At 43.1% G+C, this 19,652-nt stretch carries 12 protein-coding genes and 1 pseudogene; all 13 read left to right on the top strand.

Annotated features, from left to right (window positions below; translation table 11 throughout):
- Positions 1-2,660 (top strand): SusC/RagA family TonB-linked outer membrane protein (locus tag Q1W14_RS21505; protein ID WP_300704890.1); only part of this gene is annotated, 2,660 nt, incomplete at its 5' end.
- A gap of 13 nt (positions 2,661-2,673) precedes the next feature.
- Positions 2,674-4,620: a RagB/SusD family nutrient uptake outer membrane protein gene (locus Q1W14_RS21500; RefSeq protein ID WP_300704888.1), complete on the top strand. Its 1,947-nt coding sequence runs from the start codon at positions 2,674-2,676 to the stop codon at positions 4,618-4,620.
- A 12-nt stretch (positions 4,621-4,632) separates the two neighbouring features.
- Positions 4,633-5,385 (top strand): DUF3823 domain-containing protein, encoded by a 753-nt coding sequence (locus Q1W14_RS21495; RefSeq protein WP_300704886.1) that lies wholly within the window; start codon positions 4,633-4,635, stop codon positions 5,383-5,385.
- A 120-nt stretch (positions 5,386-5,505) separates the two neighbouring features.
- Positions 5,506-6,546: a uroporphyrinogen decarboxylase family protein gene (locus Q1W14_RS21490; protein WP_300704885.1), complete on the top strand. Its 1,041-nt coding sequence runs from the start codon at positions 5,506-5,508 to the stop codon at positions 6,544-6,546.
- A 10-nt stretch (positions 6,547-6,556) separates the two neighbouring features.
- Complete coding sequence (locus Q1W14_RS21485; protein ID WP_300704884.1) at positions 6,557-7,195, top strand: corrinoid protein; 639 nt, start codon at positions 6,557-6,559, stop codon at positions 7,193-7,195.
- Positions 7,189-7,863, top strand: coding sequence for a vitamin B12 dependent-methionine synthase activation domain-containing protein (locus Q1W14_RS21480; protein ID WP_300704882.1), 675 nt, complete (start codon positions 7,189-7,191; stop codon positions 7,861-7,863). The genes Q1W14_RS21485 and Q1W14_RS21480 overlap by 7 nt, the downstream gene beginning before the upstream one ends.
- Positions 7,864-7,933: 70 nt before the next feature.
- A complete protein-coding gene (locus Q1W14_RS21475) occupies positions 7,934-8,944 on the top strand; it encodes a uroporphyrinogen decarboxylase family protein (protein ID WP_300704880.1) in 1,011 nt (336 codons plus the stop codon).
- Between the two features lie 49 nt (positions 8,945-8,993).
- Positions 8,994-11,324, top strand: a complete 2,331-nt coding sequence (locus Q1W14_RS21470) for a glycoside hydrolase family 127 protein (RefSeq protein ID WP_300704878.1) — start codon at positions 8,994-8,996, stop codon at positions 11,322-11,324.
- 20 nt (positions 11,325-11,344) lie between these two features.
- The gene (gluP, locus tag Q1W14_RS21465) at positions 11,345-12,613 is read left to right on the top strand and encodes a glucose/galactose MFS transporter (RefSeq protein ID WP_300704876.1); all 1,269 of its coding nucleotides are present in this window, start codon (positions 11,345-11,347) and stop codon (positions 12,611-12,613) included.
- 161 nt (positions 12,614-12,774) lie between these two features.
- Complete coding sequence (locus Q1W14_RS21460; RefSeq protein WP_300704874.1) at positions 12,775-14,655, top strand: glycoside hydrolase family 127 protein; 1,881 nt, start codon at positions 12,775-12,777, stop codon at positions 14,653-14,655.
- A 52-nt stretch (positions 14,656-14,707) separates the two neighbouring features.
- Positions 14,708-16,519, top strand: a pseudogene (locus Q1W14_RS21455) (glycoside hydrolase family 2 TIM barrel-domain containing protein); the annotation flags it as partial.
- 3 nt (positions 16,520-16,522) lie between these two features.
- On the top strand, positions 16,523-17,530 hold the full coding sequence (locus Q1W14_RS21450; protein WP_300704893.1) for a glycoside hydrolase family 43 protein: 1,008 nt from the start codon (positions 16,523-16,525) through the stop codon (positions 17,528-17,530).
- Positions 17,531-17,564: 34 nt separating this feature from the next.
- The gene (locus tag Q1W14_RS21445; protein ID WP_300704891.1) at positions 17,565-19,109 is read left to right on the top strand and encodes a glycoside hydrolase 43 family protein; all 1,545 of its coding nucleotides are present in this window, start codon (positions 17,565-17,567) and stop codon (positions 19,107-19,109) included.
- Positions 19,110-19,652: the final 543 nt, after the last annotated feature.

The following is a 19,652-nucleotide window of genomic DNA, read 5'->3' as shown; positions in this document are numbered from 1 at the left end:
ATGATATTGAGAATATATCCATATTGAAGGACGGTGCTGCGGCAATCTATGGTATGAAGGCGGCTAATGGTGTAGTTCTTGTAACTACAAAGAATGGTAAGAAAGGCTCGAAACCAACTGTTTCGGTCAATTCGTATATGGCATGGCAACAATGGACAACCTATCCTGAATTGATGAATGCCTATGAATATAACTATGCTCAGGCTATGCAGAAAGTGAACCGTGGTGTATTGACAGATCCTACAGCGATCAACAATACTAAGGTGGAACTTGAAAAATGGAAAGCCGGTACTTATAATCCGGAAACAGGCGAAGACTATCGCAGTTTCGACTGGTACGACAATTATGTCAATAATGCTGCTCCTCAAAAATACGTAAACGCCAGTGTTTCGGGAGGAGGAGAGAAGACGACTTACTATATATCCGCTTCTTATATAGACCAAGATGCCGTTTTTAAAGATTATAACTTTAACCGTGTCAACTTGCAGGCCAACTTTGATATGCAAGTTACGGACTTTCTGAAAATCGGTTATCAGATGTCAGGCAAGATTGAAAGTAATAGCGGTCCTGCAATAACTCCGATTGATGCGGCTGCTGGTGGTTATCAGTTGATTCGTAACTCACTGTTTGGCTTGTTACCTACTTATCGTCCTTTTGCTAATGATAACCCGAACTATTTGAACTATCTGATTGCTCACGACTCCCGCAATATGGCAGGCTTTGACAAGGAACATGCCGGAGAATATGATTCAAAATGGCGTACGGTACGTAATACTTTCACTGTAGATTATAAGACTCCGTTGAAAGGATTAACTGCGAAAGCATTATTCTCCTATTTCTTTGCAAATAACAACAATAACCGCAATGAAAAAGGGTATAAAGAATATACCTATGACCGTGCTACAGACAGCTATATCGTGAAGTATGATAAAGCAGAAGCCGGAGGTGCAAAACGTAGCCGCATCCGAGATAACTTTTATGATATTAATGGGCAATTCTTATTGAATTATGACAATACATTTGGTAAGCATAACATTACTGGTACTGCTGGATTTGAGTTCTATCAACGCCAACAAAACTATTTGTCCATTACGCAGTCTCCTGTAGAAAATCCTTATGTGGATTTGGTTGGTACTAGTGAAAATAATACAGTTAGTGAGAAAAAGATTCAGACCTCTACTGCCAGTTTTGTGTTTAGAGCCGGTTACAACTATGCCCAGAAATATATTTTAGACTTTGCAGGTCGTTACGACGGTTCATGGAAGTTTCCGAAAGAGAAGCGTTGGGCATTCTTCCCGTCTTTCTCTGCGGCATGGCGTATTTCGGAAGAGGGATTCTTTAAGGAATCAAAGGTTGCGGATTGGATCTCTAATGCTAAATTGAGATTCTCTTATGGTGAAGTGGGTGATGATGGTTTGGGCGATTTATATCCTGACTTTGCCTATTTGTCGGGCTATAATTACCAACAAGGTTCGGCATACTTCCCTTCCGATCCATTTTCTTCAAGCGACAACAAAGTTATTACGGGTTCCAAAGTAAAAGGGATACCTGTTACTACCTTAAGCTGGATGAAGAGCTCGATTATTGATGTCGGCTTTGAATTGGGATTTCTGGATAATAAGTTGAACTTCGAATTCGATATGTTTAAGCGTAAGAGATCTGGAATTGCTGCAAGACCGGATGACATCAATTTCCCTAAGGAAAGTGGTCTGAATGTATTACCACAGAACTTGAACTCGGATATGAACGTAGGTTTTGATGTTGCAATCAAGTGGAATGACAAGGTGAATGACTTCAACTACTTTGTGAGTGCTAATGCCACTTTAGCGCGTCGTAAGAACGGAAAAGTATATGGAGAGAAATTCTTTAATGCTATCGACCAGTATTGGTGGAGCAAGAGTGAGCGTTGGGCCAATATGGAGAATGGTAGAATCTGGATGTATGATGTGATTGGTGTATTCCAGTCACAGGAAGAAATTGATAATTATCCGGTGAATATTGATGGAAGAAACAATACTACCTTGTTGCCGGGTGATTTGATTTTCAAAGACTACAATGGCGACGGTGTTATTAATGACTTCGACAGACGACCGTTAGGATATGGTGGTGGAGAATATCCTTGGGAAAATGGCGGACAGGGAAATAAGAATCCTTTGTTGTCGTTAGGTTTCTCTCTCGGATTCGATTGGAAAGGGCTGGATGTTGCCGCTGATTTTGCAGGAGGATTTATGAATACGTGGTGTCCCGACTGGTTCTCTATTTGGGGTAGTGGCGTGAATTATACTGCGAATGGATTTAAATATAATACATTGGATGTTTGGCATCACGAAGATATTTTTGATCCTACTTCTCCTTGGGTGGCAGGCAAGTTCCCTGCATTCAGAGGTGACCAGTCTCCTTCTACATGGTATGTGAATAATTTCTATAATAAGAATGTTAGTTATTTGCGCTTACGTAATCTGGTGATTGGTTATACATTGCCAATTGAGTGGACAAGAAAGGCTTTCATCCAAAGATGTCGTTTCTACTTTGAAGGGACAAATCTATTCTCATTCGACAATATGAAAGATTATGGTATAGACCCTGAGGTATCAGGCGTACAAGGAGCCGATTATCCCCAACATCGAGTATATACAATTGGTGTAAACTTAACTTTTTAATGGTATCTGATATATGAAAAAGAAATTATATATAGCATTGGCAGTATGTGCTTTTATGTGTACTTCTTGTGAAGATTGGTTGTCGCAAGAGGATAATACGGCAATGTCCGGCAATCAGGTTTATTCTTCGGTAGAAAGTATTAGTAGTGTGGCTGCTAACTTATATTCCAGACTAAAGTTCGACCAGGAATTTGGTGGAACCGGTACGGGTTCGGGCTTGATGGATGTGGCCCGTTGGGATGAGTGTTCGCAAGGCAGTTCTTATTGGGATCAGGCAGGCAATGTAAATCGTGATTATCGCCAATATTATGATTATGAATTGATTCGTGAAATAAATATCCATATTCGTGAATTGACAAATAGCGTTTCTAATATATCTGCCGATCAACAGAAATATTTCTTGGCTGAAGCACGCTTCTTGCGTGCATTAGTTTATTTCAAGATGGTGACTGTAATGGGTGGTGTACCTATCATAGAAGAAGTGTTTGATTATACGGAAAATACCCTTGAACTGGCTCGTCCACGTAATAAGGAGTCGGAAGTATATGACTTTATTGCTTCCGAAGTAGATGCTATCGTTGGTGATTTAGCAGCTGTCAACTCAAGTGTAAAATCACGTGCAACTGTTGGCTCTGCTTTAGCCTTGAAATGTCGTGCGATGCTTTATGCCGGGAGTTTGGCGTATAATTATGACAAGAGCCAGGCTAAAGGATTGATATTGCCCAGTGGTGCGGTAGGAATTCCCAAGGAGAATGCTAACAGCTATTTCCAGAAATCATTGGATGCTTATGTTGCATTAAAAGAGCAGGGTTATTCCTTGTATAAAGTAGATAGTAATTTGGATAACAATTATGCTAGTCTTTTCCAGACTGCTAAAGGCAATCCTGAAGTGATTTTCTGCCGTGACTATGATGGTGTGAATTTCAAGAATTACTATACTACTAAATCAATTTGTGCTGCTATGCATGCAGGACTTAAAACAGGCTGTGAGTTGAATCCTACTTTAAATCAGGTAGACGCTTATGAAAAACTTTCGTCTAAAACCACAGAACCTTTGAATCCTTATAATGGACCGGTTCAGGTTGAAAAGATGGAAGACGGAGTTTCTACTTTGAGCTATAAGATATATGATAACGCTGGAGATATTTTCGCAGATCGTGATCCTCGTTTATCCGGTTCTATTTTGATGCCGGGTTCTTCTTTCCGTGGTGCGAACCTTGATTTCCAAGCCGGACTGGCTATAAAGAATGTAGATGGAAGCTTCACCTTCAAGACTATTGATGCAATGGAAAACTATCTTTCTACTGCTAATGACTACAATGGTGAACGTATAACTGGTATAGAAGGTCCTCATCGTTCTAGTGGATATATTTCACATACGGGTTTCCTGATGCGTAAGTTTGTTGATGTGAATGCGGGAACCGAGGCCGAGGGTGCTAGTACGGTACCTTATGTAATCTTCCGATATGGTGAAGCGGTGTTGAATGCTGCTGAAGCCGCTTATTGCTTGTCAGAGAACGGTATAGCCACTTATTTAGGTAAGAATACGCGCGAATGGGCTTTGAACTTGATTAATGAAATTCGTGAACGTGCGGGTGGTGCATCATTCAAATTGACTGATAATGAGCTTGACTTTAACCGTATAATCAACGAACGTCGTGTGGAACTGGCTTATGAAGACCATCGTTATTATGACTTGAAGCGTTGGAGACTGGCTGATGAAGTCTGGGCTTATGACAATACGAATGAAACTTCTATGATGAAGGGCTTGTGGCCTTATAAAATTTATGCTCCGGGGGATGCCGATCATGGAAAATGGATCTTCCGTAAAGTATTGTTAGAGCATCGCGGATCGTTCACCTTTTATAGTCAACCATTGAACTTTGACCGTACAATGTTCTACACTACCTATCCTCAAACGGCAGGTAATCCTTATATCGAAAAGAATCCTAACCATTAATTTGAAATAGCAATGAAAAAGATAATACTTTTAAGTTTGGTGCTTGTGTCGTTTCTCTTCGCTTCATGTGAATATGATAATTACGACGCCCCTTCTGTGACAATCAGCGGAAATTTGACCTACAATGGCAAAAAGCTGCCCTTCGATGGAAATTCGGGTCGTTCATTACTGAAGGTTGTACAAACCGGTTATGGTAAAGTAGATAGCGGTACGGCTATACAAGTGGATACTGATGGGAAATTTACTCAGTTACTTTTTCCCGGTGAATATTGGTTGACCCCTTATAATAACCAATATCCTTTCGAGTTTGAACAGTTTACTAATTTAGGTTCAGGTCTTGGGTATGACAGTATTCATATCGAATTAAAAAAGAATTTGGAGATGGATATTGAAGTTATTCCCTATTATGAGGTCAGGGATTATACGGCAAGTCTGCAAGGGACTGATATGCTTATGAAGTTTAAAGTGGTGAAGAGTACTGATACGAAGAAAGCTGCTCCTGCTATCAAGAAAGTCAGGTTATACGTAAGCACCTCTAGTATTGTCAGTACCTATACAACTTGCAATGTTGTCAAAGACGTCAATGTAACTACCGATGCAGAACTGGAAATCTCCATGCCGATAGCTTCTTATCAAAACGGTTATGTCAATAATTTTCGTGATTATGCTTTTTGCCGTGTGGCTATAGAATTAGAGAATATACCGAATTACTATCTGTTCTCCGAAGTGAAGAAACTGGAAGGACTTCCGATGAAAGGAAAATAGAACTCTTTGTTTGGACTTATCTAATTGTCGGTTTCAACGCATGAAACTATTAGTATCAATGGTTGAAACTGACAATTCTGATAGGGTGCATTGGGTAATAGTTTGGTAAAAAGCTAGTAAATGATAAATAATCAGATAAACAATAAATTTGGCAGTATGACAAAGCGTGAAGTAATTAAAATGGTACTCGACGGGCAAAAACCTTCCTATGTGCCTTGGTCGTTCAAGTTCACTCAAGAGCCGAAAGAGGCATTGCAGAAGTATTATGGAGTGGAAGACTTGGATGTTGTTTTGGGGAATCATATTCTCCAGTTAGGTAGTGATATCGGTTTCTTCGAACACCTTGGCGGAGATCTCTATCAGGATGTATTCAAAGTTGTGTGGGATAGAAGCATTGACAAAGACATTGGCGATGTAAAAAGTATCGTTCTGCCTGAGCCGACTCTTGAGGGATATACTTTTCCTAATCCTTTAGATCCTCGTTTCTTTGCAAATATCGAACCGGAGATAGCTGCTAAGCCGGATATGTTCCGTTGTTTCCAGATAGGTTTCTCGCTCTATGAACGTGCTTGGACCATGCGAGGTATAGAAAACTTATTGATGGACTTCATCATCAACCCTGAGTTCGTACATCAATTGCTTGATGCTATCTGTGACTATAATTTGGCACAAGTAGACAAAGCCCTTGAATATGACATCGATGCCGTCTATTTCGGTGACGACTGGGGGCAGCAGAAAGGTCTAATCATGGGATATGATATTTGGAAAGAATTCATTTATCCCCGTTTGAAGCGTATGTACGGTCATGTGCGTGCCGCGGGAAAGTATGTAATGATACACAGTTGCGGCGATGTGGACGAACTGTTCGACGACTTGGTAGACATCGGCCTGAACTCATTCAATCCTTTCCAGCCGGAAGTGATGGATGTATATGATATTTTGCCTCGTTATCGGGGACGTCTAGCCTTCCACGGTGGCTTGTCGATGCAGAAGATACTTCCTTTCGGTACACGCCAAGAGGTAGTAGATGAGTCGGAACGACTGTTGGAACTCGGTAAAGAGGGAGGATATATTTTCTCTCCTTCACACTCGGTAGAAGGCGATACGCCATTCGAGAATATGTTGGCATTTATAGAAGTAGCTCAGAAACAATTAAAATAAGAAACTAACTATGGCAGAGTTAATGAATTTAAAAGATTACATCGTTACCGGTAAGCTGGAAGACGCTAAAGCAGTTGTGAACGACGCAATTGCTGCCGGAGCAGATGCACAAGATATTATCAATAATTACTTGATAAAGGGAATGGAGGAAATCGGTAAGCGTTTCGACGAAGGACAGGCGTTTGTGCCTAACTTACTTTTGGCGGCACGTGCCATGAAAGGATGTCTCGAAATACTAAAACCGTTATTGGCGGATGCATCGAGTGCCTCTCTCGGTACACTTGTCATCGGAACCGTGAAAGGCGACTTGCACGATATTGGGAAGAACCTTGTAGCTTCCATGCTCGAAGGATGCGGGTTTGAAGTCATCAATCTGGGTGTTGACATCTCCGACCAGCAGTTTGTAGAGGCAGTGAAGAAATATAATCCACAGATTGTATGCTTGTCCGCATTGCTTACTACCACAATGAATTATATGCAGAATGTTATTGAAACATTGTCTGCTGAAGGCTTGCGCGACCAGGTAAAAGTTCTTGTGGGTGGAGCGCCCGTCAATGAAGAATTCGCTATGAAGATAGGGGCGGACGGCTACAGTTCTAACGCCAATGCTGCGGTGATATTAGCCAAAAGGGTATTGCAGGCATGTTAGAAGAGAGGCAGGTAGAGTTGCAGTCGCTGGCACTATCCGAAGCAGATATATACTTAGCGATGGGGTATCGTGGCTACAAGCCTGATGAGAATATCTGTGCCCTTGTGACGGAAGTGTACGCTGAGATTCAATCCTTGTGCAAACCCAGGTATATGTTTCAGATGCTGGAAGCCGAACTGATAGCCCGAAAAAGAGTAAGGGTAGGGGATGTGGAGTTCTCTCCCGGAGGAATCATCGGTTCTTATCTACCCGGACTGACACAGATCTGCCTGTTTGTTGCAACAGCGGGGAAAGAGTATGATGTTTATCTGCATCAACTCAAAGCACAAGATAATATCGTGAAAGAATATGTAGCCGACTCTATCGGCAGTGTTATTGCCGAGTCTTGTGTTACTCTGCTGGGTAAAGAATTGGATACGGAGGGTGAACAGCGTCACAGTCTTCCTTATAGTCCGGGGTATTGTGGTTGGGACATACGTGAACAGCAGAAGTTGTTCTCCTTATTTCCGTCACAACCTTGCGGTATCGCTTTATCGGATTCATTCCTGATGTCACCCGTCAAGTCCGTCAGCGGGTTCTTCGGATTAGGAAAGGAACTGCATCCGCAGCCCTATCGTTGTGAGATTTGTACGAATATACATTGCTATAAGAGGAAACAATCTAGTTGACAAAGAGACAAATTGTACTTCCTTTAAACAGTTATACTTCTTTTAGACAGAAGAACAAAAAAGAGATAATATGATAAATATGAAAGAATGGGCTAGTGGTATCATCGCCAATCCCAAGAGAATAGCTATTCCTATCATGACTCACCCCGGTATCGAACTGTGTGGTTATACCGTGAAGCAGGCTGTGACCAGTGGCGAGATACATGCCGAAGCTATCCGTAGGCTGAACGAGGTATATCCGGCTGCCGCTTGTACGGTCATTATGGACCTTACGGTAGAAGCCGAAGCTTTCGGTGCCGAAGTTGTCTTTACGGATAATGAAGTGCCCAATGTAGTAGGGCGTTTGGTTTCGGACTGGGCATCTATTGAAGCTCTCGAAGTGCCTTCGATAGAAGCTGGACGCGTTCCCGAATATCTGAAAGCCAACAGGTTGGCGGCAGAAGATATCACAGACAAACCTATCTTCGGCGGATGCATCGGTCCTTTCTCCTTGGCAGGCCGATTGTTTGATATGTCGGAGATGATGATGGCGCTCTATATGGAACCTGATATGATGCGTCTGTTGCTGGAGAAATGCACGGCGTTTATACTTCGCTATCTGCGTGCCATGAAAGAGACGGGTGTAAACGGGGTAATCATTGCAGAACCTGCTGCCGGACTGGTTTCCAACGAGGACTGTTCTGCTTTCTCATCCTTCTACATCAGTAAAATAGTGGAAGAGTTGCAGGATGAACATTTTATGATTATATTGCACAACTGTGGAAACACAGGACATTGCACCGCTGCTATGGTAGAAACAAAAGCAGCCGGTCTGCATTTCGGCAACAAGATAGATATGGTAGCTGCCGTAAAAGAGTGTCCTGCTGATATGCTTGCCATGGGAAATATTGATCCGGTAGGTATCTTTAAGCAGGCATCTGCGGGGAAGGTAAAAGAAGAAACACTGGCTTTACTACGGAATACGGCAAAATTCAGTAACTTCGTATTGTCTTCGGGTTGCGATGTGCCACCGGAAGTACCGATGCAGAATATAGTGGCTTTCTATGAGGCGCTACAAGAGTATAATTTGAGTTGTAAATGACCGCCAATACATAGCTTTACTGATGATGCCATAATAAAAACATAAAATAATGAAGAATACATTACTACTGTTGCTACTTTCTTTTGCAACCTTCTCTTCGGCAAGCAATCCTTTGCCGAAGAAAGCCATTAAAGACAAAATAGAGATTGAAGCCCGTGCTTTTCCTCTTTCCGAATTGAGACTGTTGGGCGGAAGTCTTTTCAAGAATGCTATGGACAAGGATGCCGAATGGCTTCTTGCCCTCGAACCGGACCGTTTTCTGCATCGTTTCCGTCTAAATGCCGGTTTGAAACCTAAAGCAGAAATCTATGGCGGTTGGGAAAGTTTGGGCGTATCGGGACACACGCTGGGGCATTATCTTTCGGCCTGTGCTATGATGTATGCAGCAAGTGGTGATGTACGGTTCAAGGAACGGGTGGACTATATCGTCAGCGAACTTGACGAATGCCAGTCAGCCCGTAAGACGGGTTATGTAGGTGGCATCCCTGATGAAGATAAGATATGGGCTGAAGTATCTTCCGGAGATATTCGTACTGAAGGCTTCGACTTGAATGGCGGTTGGGTACCTTGGTACACACTGCATAAGTTATGGGCAGGTCTGATTGACTCTTACCAACTTACGGGCAGCGAACAGGCCAAAGAAGTTCTTATTAAACTTTCCGACTGGGCTGTTAATACTTTCGGCTCTTTTACCGACGAACAATTCCAAGTCATGATGCGTAGTGAATTTGGCGGGATGAATGAGTCTCTTGCCGAAACTTATGCCATCACCGGGAATAAGAATTACCTGCAACTGGCACGTAAGTTCTATCACAAAGCTATACTCGAACCTTTGAGACAGCAACGCGACGAACTTCAAGGCAAGCACTCCAACACCCAGGTTCCGAAGATTATCGGTGAAGCCCGCCTCTACGAGCTTACCGGAGATCCTAAAGAACATACTATTGCCACCTATTACTGGGACCGAATCGTCAATCACCACAGTTACGTCAATGGCGGCAACAGTGATCACGAACACCTTGGTGCTCCCGACCAACTGAATGACCGCTTGAGCGCATTTACTTCCGAAACTTGCAATACCTATAATGTATTGAAACTCACCCGTCACCTTTTCTCTTGGAAAGCCGATGCGGCTTATATGGACTACTACGAGCGTGCACTCTACAACCATATTCTTGCTTCTCAAAATCCGGATGATGGCATGGTGTGTTATTGCGTCCCCTTGGAATCGGGTACACAGAAAGGATTCAGTACCCGCTTTGGCGACTTTTGGTGTTGTGTAGGTACCGGCTTAGAAAACCATGTAAAGTATGCCGAAAGTGTGTTTTTTGAATCCGTCAAAGACAAAGGTTTGTTTGTCAACCTGTTTATTCCCACTGTTCTCAATTGGAAAGAGAAGAATATGGATGTGAAGTTGCAAACCCGCTTCCCCGATGATACGAAAATTCTTATCAGCTTTAAGGGTAAGGCACAGTCTTTCCCGTTGCACATCCGTTATCCGGAATGGGCAACCAACGGTGCACGTGTCACTTTGAATGGGCAAGAACAAACTATACAGGGTGCTCCCGGTTCTTATTTCACCTTGAAAGAGAAATGGAATGACAACACCACGCTCACGATAGAATTCCCTATGAGTCTGCATACTGTTTCCATGCCCGATAACCCCAAATGTATGGGAATATTCTATGGCCCGGTACTGCTGGCAGCTCCTTTGGGTACGGATATTTTGAACGCTTACAATATCCCTTGTTTTGTTTCCGAAACAGGTGCTATCCTTGATGCTATTCGTCCTGTACAGGGGAAACCCCTGACCTTTACGGCGCAGACTACTTCCAATCCACAGCTACCTTTGGTTTCTTTCTATACGATACACGATCAGAAGTATGCGGTTTATTTCGATGCCTTTACTTCCAGCGAATGGGCGAGTAAAGAGGCAGCTTATCTTAAAATGATGGAAGAGCAGAAAGCTTTGGAAGCCCGTACCACCGACCATTTCCGCATCGGCGAGATGCAGCCCGAAAGAGATCACAATCTGAAATCAGAGAAATCAACCTCAGGTAATGCTAACGGATATGCTTTTCGTGATGCCTTTAACGGTTGGTTCTCCTTCGATGTAAAAGTAGATGGTGAACGAGAAATGCAAATGATTTGTACCTATTGGGGAGCGGACAAGGACAAACGTAACTTTGATATTCTGATAGACGGCGTTCTGTTTAGAACCGTTAGCTTGGATGGTTCGCATGGCAATAACATTTTCGATGAAACCTACGATATTCCCCTTTCAGTAACTAAAGGCAAGCAATGTATCAATGTCCGCTTTCAATCGCATCAAGACAACTATGCGGGTGGATTGTTCGGCTTCCGGGCAGTGTATAAATAAAAGATAAACATATATCAATTATGAATCATAATAGTGGAAGGAAGAGTTATCTCTTCCCTATGATAGTAATGTCCGTCCTTTTCTTTATGGTCGGTTTCATTACAACAATGAATAATTCCTTGATCGATTTCCTTTCATCCAGTAAATGGATGCTCTCCTTTTCGGAAAAGCAATTGGTGAATACTGCTTTCTTCGGGGCATACCTGTTTTCTATTCCTTTGTCTTACTTACTCAATAAGCTTGGTTATAAAGCTTCGGCGGTATTGTCCTTGTTTGTAGTGGCAACAGGCTTTGTCCTTATTTATCCTGCTGTGACTTTGGGATATCCGGCTTTTCTGGCTTCTATGTTTATAGTTGCGTTAGGCATTGCTTTGTTACAAATAGTACTGAATCCTTATGTACTTGCATTGGGCGCTCCCAATGAGGCGGCGAGTCGTCTTAATCTGGTGGGCTTCTTTAATTCTGCGGCAACGGTGGCAGCTCCTATATTTGTGGCGATGCTCATTTCAACAGAAACGATTGCTGAGAATGCTCCCATTGATGCACGTCCCGATGCAACGAATGTACAAATCCCTTTCTTGATGATAGCAGGTATCGCACTGGTATTGTGCTTACTGCTCTATTTTCTGCGATTGCCCGAGATTGAGGAACAACCTTCCGGAAATAAGCGAAGTTCAAGCAGTCCTTATCGTTATCCTCACTTGATGTTTGGTGCTATCGCTATATTCGTTTATATGGGTGTGGAGATAGGTATTCCGAGCTTTCTGCCGGATAGAATGAGAGCTTTGGGTATAAATTCCATTCATTTCTTGGGAAGTGAATGGAGCGGAACAGGCGTACTTGCTATTTATTGGGGTGGTTTGATGGTTGGACGATTAGTTGGTTCTCTTATTCTGAGAAAAGTGAAAGTACGCATGGCGATGGTCTTCTGTTGTGTGGCGGCGATGATCCTTTTAGGAGTGTCTTTGTTGATTGAAGGGCAACTCTCTATCATCTTGATGTTACTTTGTGGCTTCTTCAACTCCATTATGTGGGGAAGCATATTCAATTTGGCTTCCGAAGACTTAGGCGAACATACCAAACGTGCTTCGGGCATCATCTGTTCGTTTGCTATCGGTGGTGCTATCCTGCCCCCATTGATGGGTGCACTGCAACAAAGCTTCGGTAGCAGTGCGCTGACTATCGGTACTTCAGTAGCTTTATCCTGCCTGTTCATTTATTATATATATATTATCCTGTTTGCGGTCAGACTTTCGGCTATCCGTCCTGCAAAGTTTCTGATAGAATAGAGCAAAAGGCTGGAAGATACGTTCCAGCCACGCAAAATGGGAAGAAACTGCTATTTTTTGGCAATTTTATAGGATGATCGATCGCAGAAATGGCAGTACTTTTACGGAAAAGAAAAATGAAGTAACTGACAATTTCCCCCTTTCTAATACCATTAATTAAGATGACAGTAAAACGACGAGTCTTGATAGTAGGAGCTGTGCTAAGCATGGCATCACTCACCTCCTTTGCCCAATATCCCGGGCAAACGAAAGAGGCGATAAAGATAAATACCTGTATTCCACTGAAAGCCGCTGCTTTCGATTATACGGATGTACAACTTCTGGAAAGCCTCTTCAAACGTGCTATGGAAGTAGATCAGCATTGGTTGAAAGAAGCCGATGTGAACCGCTTTTTGCATAACTTCCGCATCACTGCCGGCATAAAAACCACAGCGCAGGCTTTTGGTGGATGGGAAGGACTGGACTGTGAGCTACGCGGACATTCGCTGGGACATTTCCTCAGTGCACTGGCTTTGATGTACGCTGCCACTGGTGACGAACAATATTGTATCAAAGGTGAAGAACTGGTTAAAGGGCTCGCTGAGTGCCAGCAGGCAATAAGTACAAGTGGTTACCTCAGTGCCTTCCCCGAACACTTTATTGACCGTGCCATTGCGGGGGGAGATGTCGTATGGGCACCTTGGTACACATTACATAAAATGTATGCAGGTATGCTTGATCAGTATCTGCTTTGTAAAAACCAACAAGCTTACGAAGTATTAATGAAGATGTGCGACTGGGCATACCGCAAACTCAAACCCTTGCCCTATGAAGACCTGCAACGTATGTTGCTTGCCGAGTTTGGCGGAATGCCTGAGGTTTTTTACAACATCTACGCAGTTACTGGTGACGTCCGCCATAAGAAACTGGGAGATTTATTCTATCATAGTGGGATATTGAATACACTTGCCGCCCGCAAGGACAGTCTTGCCGGTATCCATGCTAACACACAGATACCAAAGATAGTAGGAGAGGCACGTAGATATGAACTAACAGGAAGAAAAGAAAGCCGTGATATTGCCACTTTCTTCTGGAATACTGTAGTTTCCGATCATTCATACGTAACAGGCGGTAACAGTGATAAAGAAGTATTCAGTAAACCCCGTGAGTTATCTGAGAATCTGAGTGAGAATACGACTGAGACTTGTAACACCTACAATATGCTGAAGTTGACTCGTCACCTTTTCACTTGGGATGCATTTCCCGAGTATGCCGATTACTATGAGCGTGCACTTTATAATCATATACTTTCTTCGCAAGACCCGGCATCAGGAGGTGTTACTTATTATCATACTCTCCATCCGGGGAGTGCCAAGGCGTTCCATTATCCATTTCGTGATAACACCTGCTGTGTAGGTACGGGTTATGAGAACCATGCCAAGTATGAAGAAGCCATCTATTACAAAACAGCCGACGGGCAAGGGCTTTACGTAAATCTCTTCATCCCTTCTGTATTGAATTGGAAAGATAAGGGTATAGCAGTACGTCAAGAAACGACTTATCCTGATGAGGCTTTCACCAAACTGACTATAACTACCGTTCCGACAGGCGGAATACAAATTCCTGTTCTTCTTCGCTACCCTTCTTGGGCAGTCAATGGAGTGACGGTCAAAGTAAACGGTAAGAAGCAACCGGTGAAGAAATTCCCCGGAAGTTATATCCGTATCAACCGTCTTTGGCAACAAAATGACGTGATTACTATGGAAATGCCCATGTCTCTTCACATAGAATATATGCCTGATAACAAGAACAAAGGTGCCATTCTTTACGGCCCTATCGTCCTGGCTGCAGAGCTTGGGAAGAAGACCGACTCCAAGGAGAATCCTCCGGTTCCGGCATTGAAGGGCAATCCTGCGAAGATAACTAAATGGCTGAAACCCGTTGAAGGCAACCCGCTGACATTCCATACTGATAAAGGAACAGGACAACCGGAGGAGGTAACCCTCAGCCCGCTCTTCCGTAATAGCGACCAGCATTATACCGTTTATTTTGATTTTAAATAAAAAGATTATGGATATAAAGAAAATTTTAGGAACAGCTTTACTGACTCTTAGCATGGCATTTCAAGCGAATGCCGGCGATATTCCCCGAAAAGAATATCCTCGTCCTCAGTTTGAACGGGCAGCATGGATAAACTTAAATGGTGAGTGGGATTATACATTCGACTTCTCGAACTCTGGTCTTGAACGCGGACTTCAATCAGCTACTTCTTTCGACCAAAAGATTGTGGTACCTTTTTGCCCCGAAAGTGCTTTGTCAGGAGTGGAGTATAAAGACTTCATTAACCATATTTGGTATCATAGGGAAATAAATATTCCGCAGGAGTGGGCAGGGAAGAATGTATGGCTCAACTTTGGTGCCGTCTATTTCAATTCAGAAGTATATATTGACGGAACACTTGCCGGACGCCATTTCGGAGGCAGCTCTTCTTTCAGTCTCGATATTACTAAATTGGTAACTCCCGATAAAACGCATCACTTGGTGGTGCGTGCATCCAGTGATTTACGCTCTACCATGCAGAGTGCAGGTAAACAAAATTTGCAATTCGCTTCTTATGGATGTAACTATACCCGTACTACCGGTATTTGGCAGACTGTATGGATGGAAGCAGTTGATCCATCAGGATTAAAATCAACACAAACTATTACAGATATAGACCAAGAGCAGTTGGTAGTGTTCCCCAAGTTTTACAGTGACAGCAAGAATTTCTTGAAGATTATTGTTAAGGACGGTAATCGGACGGTTGCCTCTACTACTGTAAAAGCTACGAATAACTCCGTTGCCGTACTTCCTATTAAGAAGGCTAAACTCTGGTCTCCCGAATCTCCTTTTCTTTATACCGTGTCTTATCAAGTAATAGATGAGGCTGGAAAACTGATCGATGAAGTGATTTCTTACATCGGTATGCGCAAGGTGCATGTTGAAGGCAATAAAATATGCTTGAATAACAAGCCTTATTATCAACGTCTGGTACTTGATCAAGGTTTCTATCCCGATGGTATCTGGACTGCTCCTACCGATGAGGCTTTGAAGAAAGACATCGAACTTTCTATGGCTGCCGGATTTAATGGTGCCCGCCTGCATCAGAAAGCATTTGAAGAGCGCTTCTATTATTGGGCTGATAAGTTGGGTTATATCACTTGGGGTGAAGCACCAAGTTGGGGTATGGATGCCAATAACGTGGAAGTAGCCCGCAATTTCCTGATGGAATGGTCGGAATTGGTACTTCGTGACCGTAACCATCCTTCTTTGCTCATCTGGACTCCGATGAATGAGGAGTGGTGGCCGGATAGGGTACAATATCCTCGTTTCACAGCAGATCTATATGATCTGACTAAGTCATTAGATCCTACTCGTCCGGTAAATGATGCCAGCGGTGGCACTCATATCAAGACAGATATCTGGACTGTGCACAATTACGAGCAGAATCCGGATAAGTTGAAAGATCTCCTTTATAAGGATGGTAAATTCTTGCAGGCTCCTAACTATACAGCAGGTGTTACTCCGGCTAATATTGGTTTCAATGGTTTGCGTCAGAACGATACTTATAACTTCCCAGTGTACGATGGCAAGATGCCTTATCTGATTGATGAAGTAGGTGGTATTAAATGGGTGAAGAATCAGGATAAAGCAAACTCTGACACCCAATCTTGGGGATACGGTGTACCTCCCAAGTCAGAGTCGGAATTTCTGCAACGCCTGGATGGACAAATTAATGCCATTCTGGACTTGAACGATCATGTTTGGGGATATTGTTACACACAGCTCACCGATGTAGAGCAGGAACAGAACGGTATTTATTATTACGACCGTACTCCTAAGTTTGACACTAAATTGATTCACGGTATTTTCAGCAAGACGCCCGAAGACTTGGAAGGAACTTATACTAATCCGTTGAGCAATTACGGTCCTGATCCCTGGGCGTTGTGGCATGAAGGTTCTTATTACTACATGCATACCATGATTGACAGCTTGGTATTGTGGAAAACAAAGGACGTAACTGATGTACGCAATGCTGTGAAAAAGACAATATGGATTCCTACCGACCCCACGAACAAACGTAATCTTTGGGCACCCGAAATCCATAATGTAAAAGGCAAATGGTATATCTATTATGCCGCCGATGATGGTAATACGGACAATCACCAGATGTATGTATTGGAGAATTCAAACAAAGATCCCTTCGAAGGTGAGTTTGTGATGAAAGGACGTATCAGTACAGATAAAGACAATAACTGGGCTATCGACGGTTCGGTATTCGAACATAAGGGTGAGCTCTATATGGTATGGTCTGGCTGGCAGACTCGCCGTGTAGATACGGAAACACAATGCATCTATATAGCAAGAATGGAGAATCCTTGGACATTGGGCTCCGAGCGTGTCTTGATTTCAAAACCTGAATTGGAGTGGGAACGTCATTACATTAATGAAGACGGTTGGAACCCTCCTCATAAGGTCTTTGTAAATGAAGGTCCTCAACCATTGATGAGCCCTAAAGGAAAGTATATCCATGTGGTTTACTCAGCGAGTGGTGTGTGGACTCCCTACTATGCACTGGGCATGCTGACTGCCGACACTAATGCGGATTTGCTGAATCCGGCTTCATGGAAGAAGTCCCCTAAACCCTTATTCCGCCAGTCTCCGGAGAACGGTGTGTTTGGTACGGGACATAACAGTTTCTTTAAATCTCCTGATGGTAAAGAGGATTATATTCTTTATCATGCGCGTGACACGCAGGTAGATCCTCCGGGTATGGGCGATACAAGAAGCCCCCGTACGCAGAAGATAGAGTGGGGAAAAGATGATTATCCGTTGTTTGGCACTCCCTATCCGAAAAGCAAACGATTGGTAAAGCCATCGGGTACACAAACGAAATAAAATTGTATAAACATATTATAATGATCTACTTATGATGAATAAAGCATGCTTTTGGATTAGCTGTTTAACTTTGCTTCTGACTGTAGGGTGTACAGATGCAAAGAAAAAGGTTTCGGAGCAGGAAAAAACGACATTTACCAATCCTGTGATTTACTCCGATGTTCCCGATGTGGATGTAATACGTGTAGGAAGTGATTATTACATGGTGAGTACCACTGCCCACATGTCGCCCGGAGCACCTATTATGCACTCTAAAGACTTGGTGAACTGGAAAATGATTAGCTATGTATTCGATGAACTCAACGAAAGTCCCAAGAATAACTTGGAAGGTGGTAATGTTTACAGTCGTGGGCAGTGGGCCGCTTCTCTGCGCTATCATAACGGGTTATTTTATGTCTTCTTCGGTACGGGCAATAAGTCTTATATCTATACAGCCAAAGATCCTGCCGGAAAATGGGAAAAGAAACTTGAGATTGACGAATATCTGCATGACGCTTCTATGCTGTTTGATGATGACGGAAAGATTTATCTGGTTTACGGAGCACGTCATATCCGTATCATTGAATTCAATGATGACCTATCGGGTATCAATCCTGATGGTGTGAACGTAGAGATTATTCCTGCCGAACCTAAGGGGTTACTGGAAGGTGCACACTTCTATAAGTTCAATGGTAAGTACTACATTTCTATGATTTGGTGGCCCGAAGGCGGTATTCGTACTCAACTCTGCTTCCGTTCGGATCAGGTAGCCGGGCCTTATGAGATGAAAGTTATTCTTTCGGATGATATGGGATATGCTAATCATGGTGTGGCTCAAGGTTGCTTTATCGATACCGAAAAAGGGGAATGGGTAGCTATGCTTTTTCAAGATCATGAAGCTGTCGGTCGTGTACCGGTGTTACTGCCTTGTCGTTGGGAAGATGGCTGGCCTATGCTGGGTGATGAAAATGGTAAAGTACCTCAAACAATGACCGTCCCTCTTAAAGGCGATTATGAAAAAACGGAACTGGTGGTGAGTGACGATTTTAAAGATTCCAAATTAGGTCTTACGTGGCAATGGAACCACAATCCCGATAACTCACTTTGGGCATTGACCGAACGTCCGGGCTATCTCCGCCTGAAAACAGGAAAGGTAGTCAACAACCTTTTCGAGGCACGAAATACGTTGACTCAACGTACGGAAGGACCTGAATGTAGTGGTGTGGTTTCCATCGATCTCTCTCATATGAAGGATGGTGACTGTGCAGGTTTAGCGGCTTTCTGCTCCGAACCGGGTACGCTTACCGTGATACAAGAGAATGGAAAGAAGTTCTTACTGATGACTGATCGTGGTGTGGAAAAGGCACGTGTAGAAATTGATAGCAATCAAGTATACCTGAAGATAGATTGTGATTTTACTACAGATGATGCTACCTTCTCCTATAGCCTGAATGACAAGGAGTGGAAACAACTGGGTGAGAAATTTCACATGATCTTCAGTATGACGCATTTTACAGGAAACAAGTTCGCTATCTTTAATTATGCCACGAAAACAGCCGGAGGATATGTTGATGTTGACTTCTTCCGTTACGAAAAATAACGTGAGTTCGATATAAGAAATAACTCATTAGTGACGGGTTCTGAAGTAAATGAAAGTCTAGCGCAGCTTAAGCCTGAAAGGCTTTTATCTTACAGCCCAGGGCATCGCCCTGGGTACAATAATAGGTTGTTAACGTTGCGCCCTGAAAGGGCAAAAGTCACATATACAGGTATTATGCCCTTTCAGGGCGCGGGGTGTGTAGGCATTCAGAGACCCAGGGCGATGCCCTGGGCTGTAAGATAAAAGCCTTTCAGGCTTAAGCTGCGCTAAATTATTATTTAGCTCATATATTCCCCTTTAACTCCTTTCAGGCGGGTTTTGAAAAAAATGATATTCTGTTTAGCTCATGTTTTTCCCGTTATGGGCTAAACGGGAATGCTTTTTGCTTCATTTATCTTTACATAAAACAGAGGTAACCTCAGTCGTTATCTTTGGTACTCTCTGTCGTTATGAGAGGCTGCCTCTGTCGTTATGTGAGGCTACCTCAGTCGTTATGTGAGGCTACCTCAACGAAAATCCCTGATATACAATACGTTGTAAATG

It is taken from the genome of Bacteroides sp. (assembly GCF_030151085.1).
In the GTDB taxonomy this organism is placed as follows: Bacteria; Bacteroidota; Bacteroidia; order Bacteroidales; family Bacteroidaceae; genus Bacteroides.
This window is presented reverse-complemented; position numbering and strand designations above follow the sequence as displayed.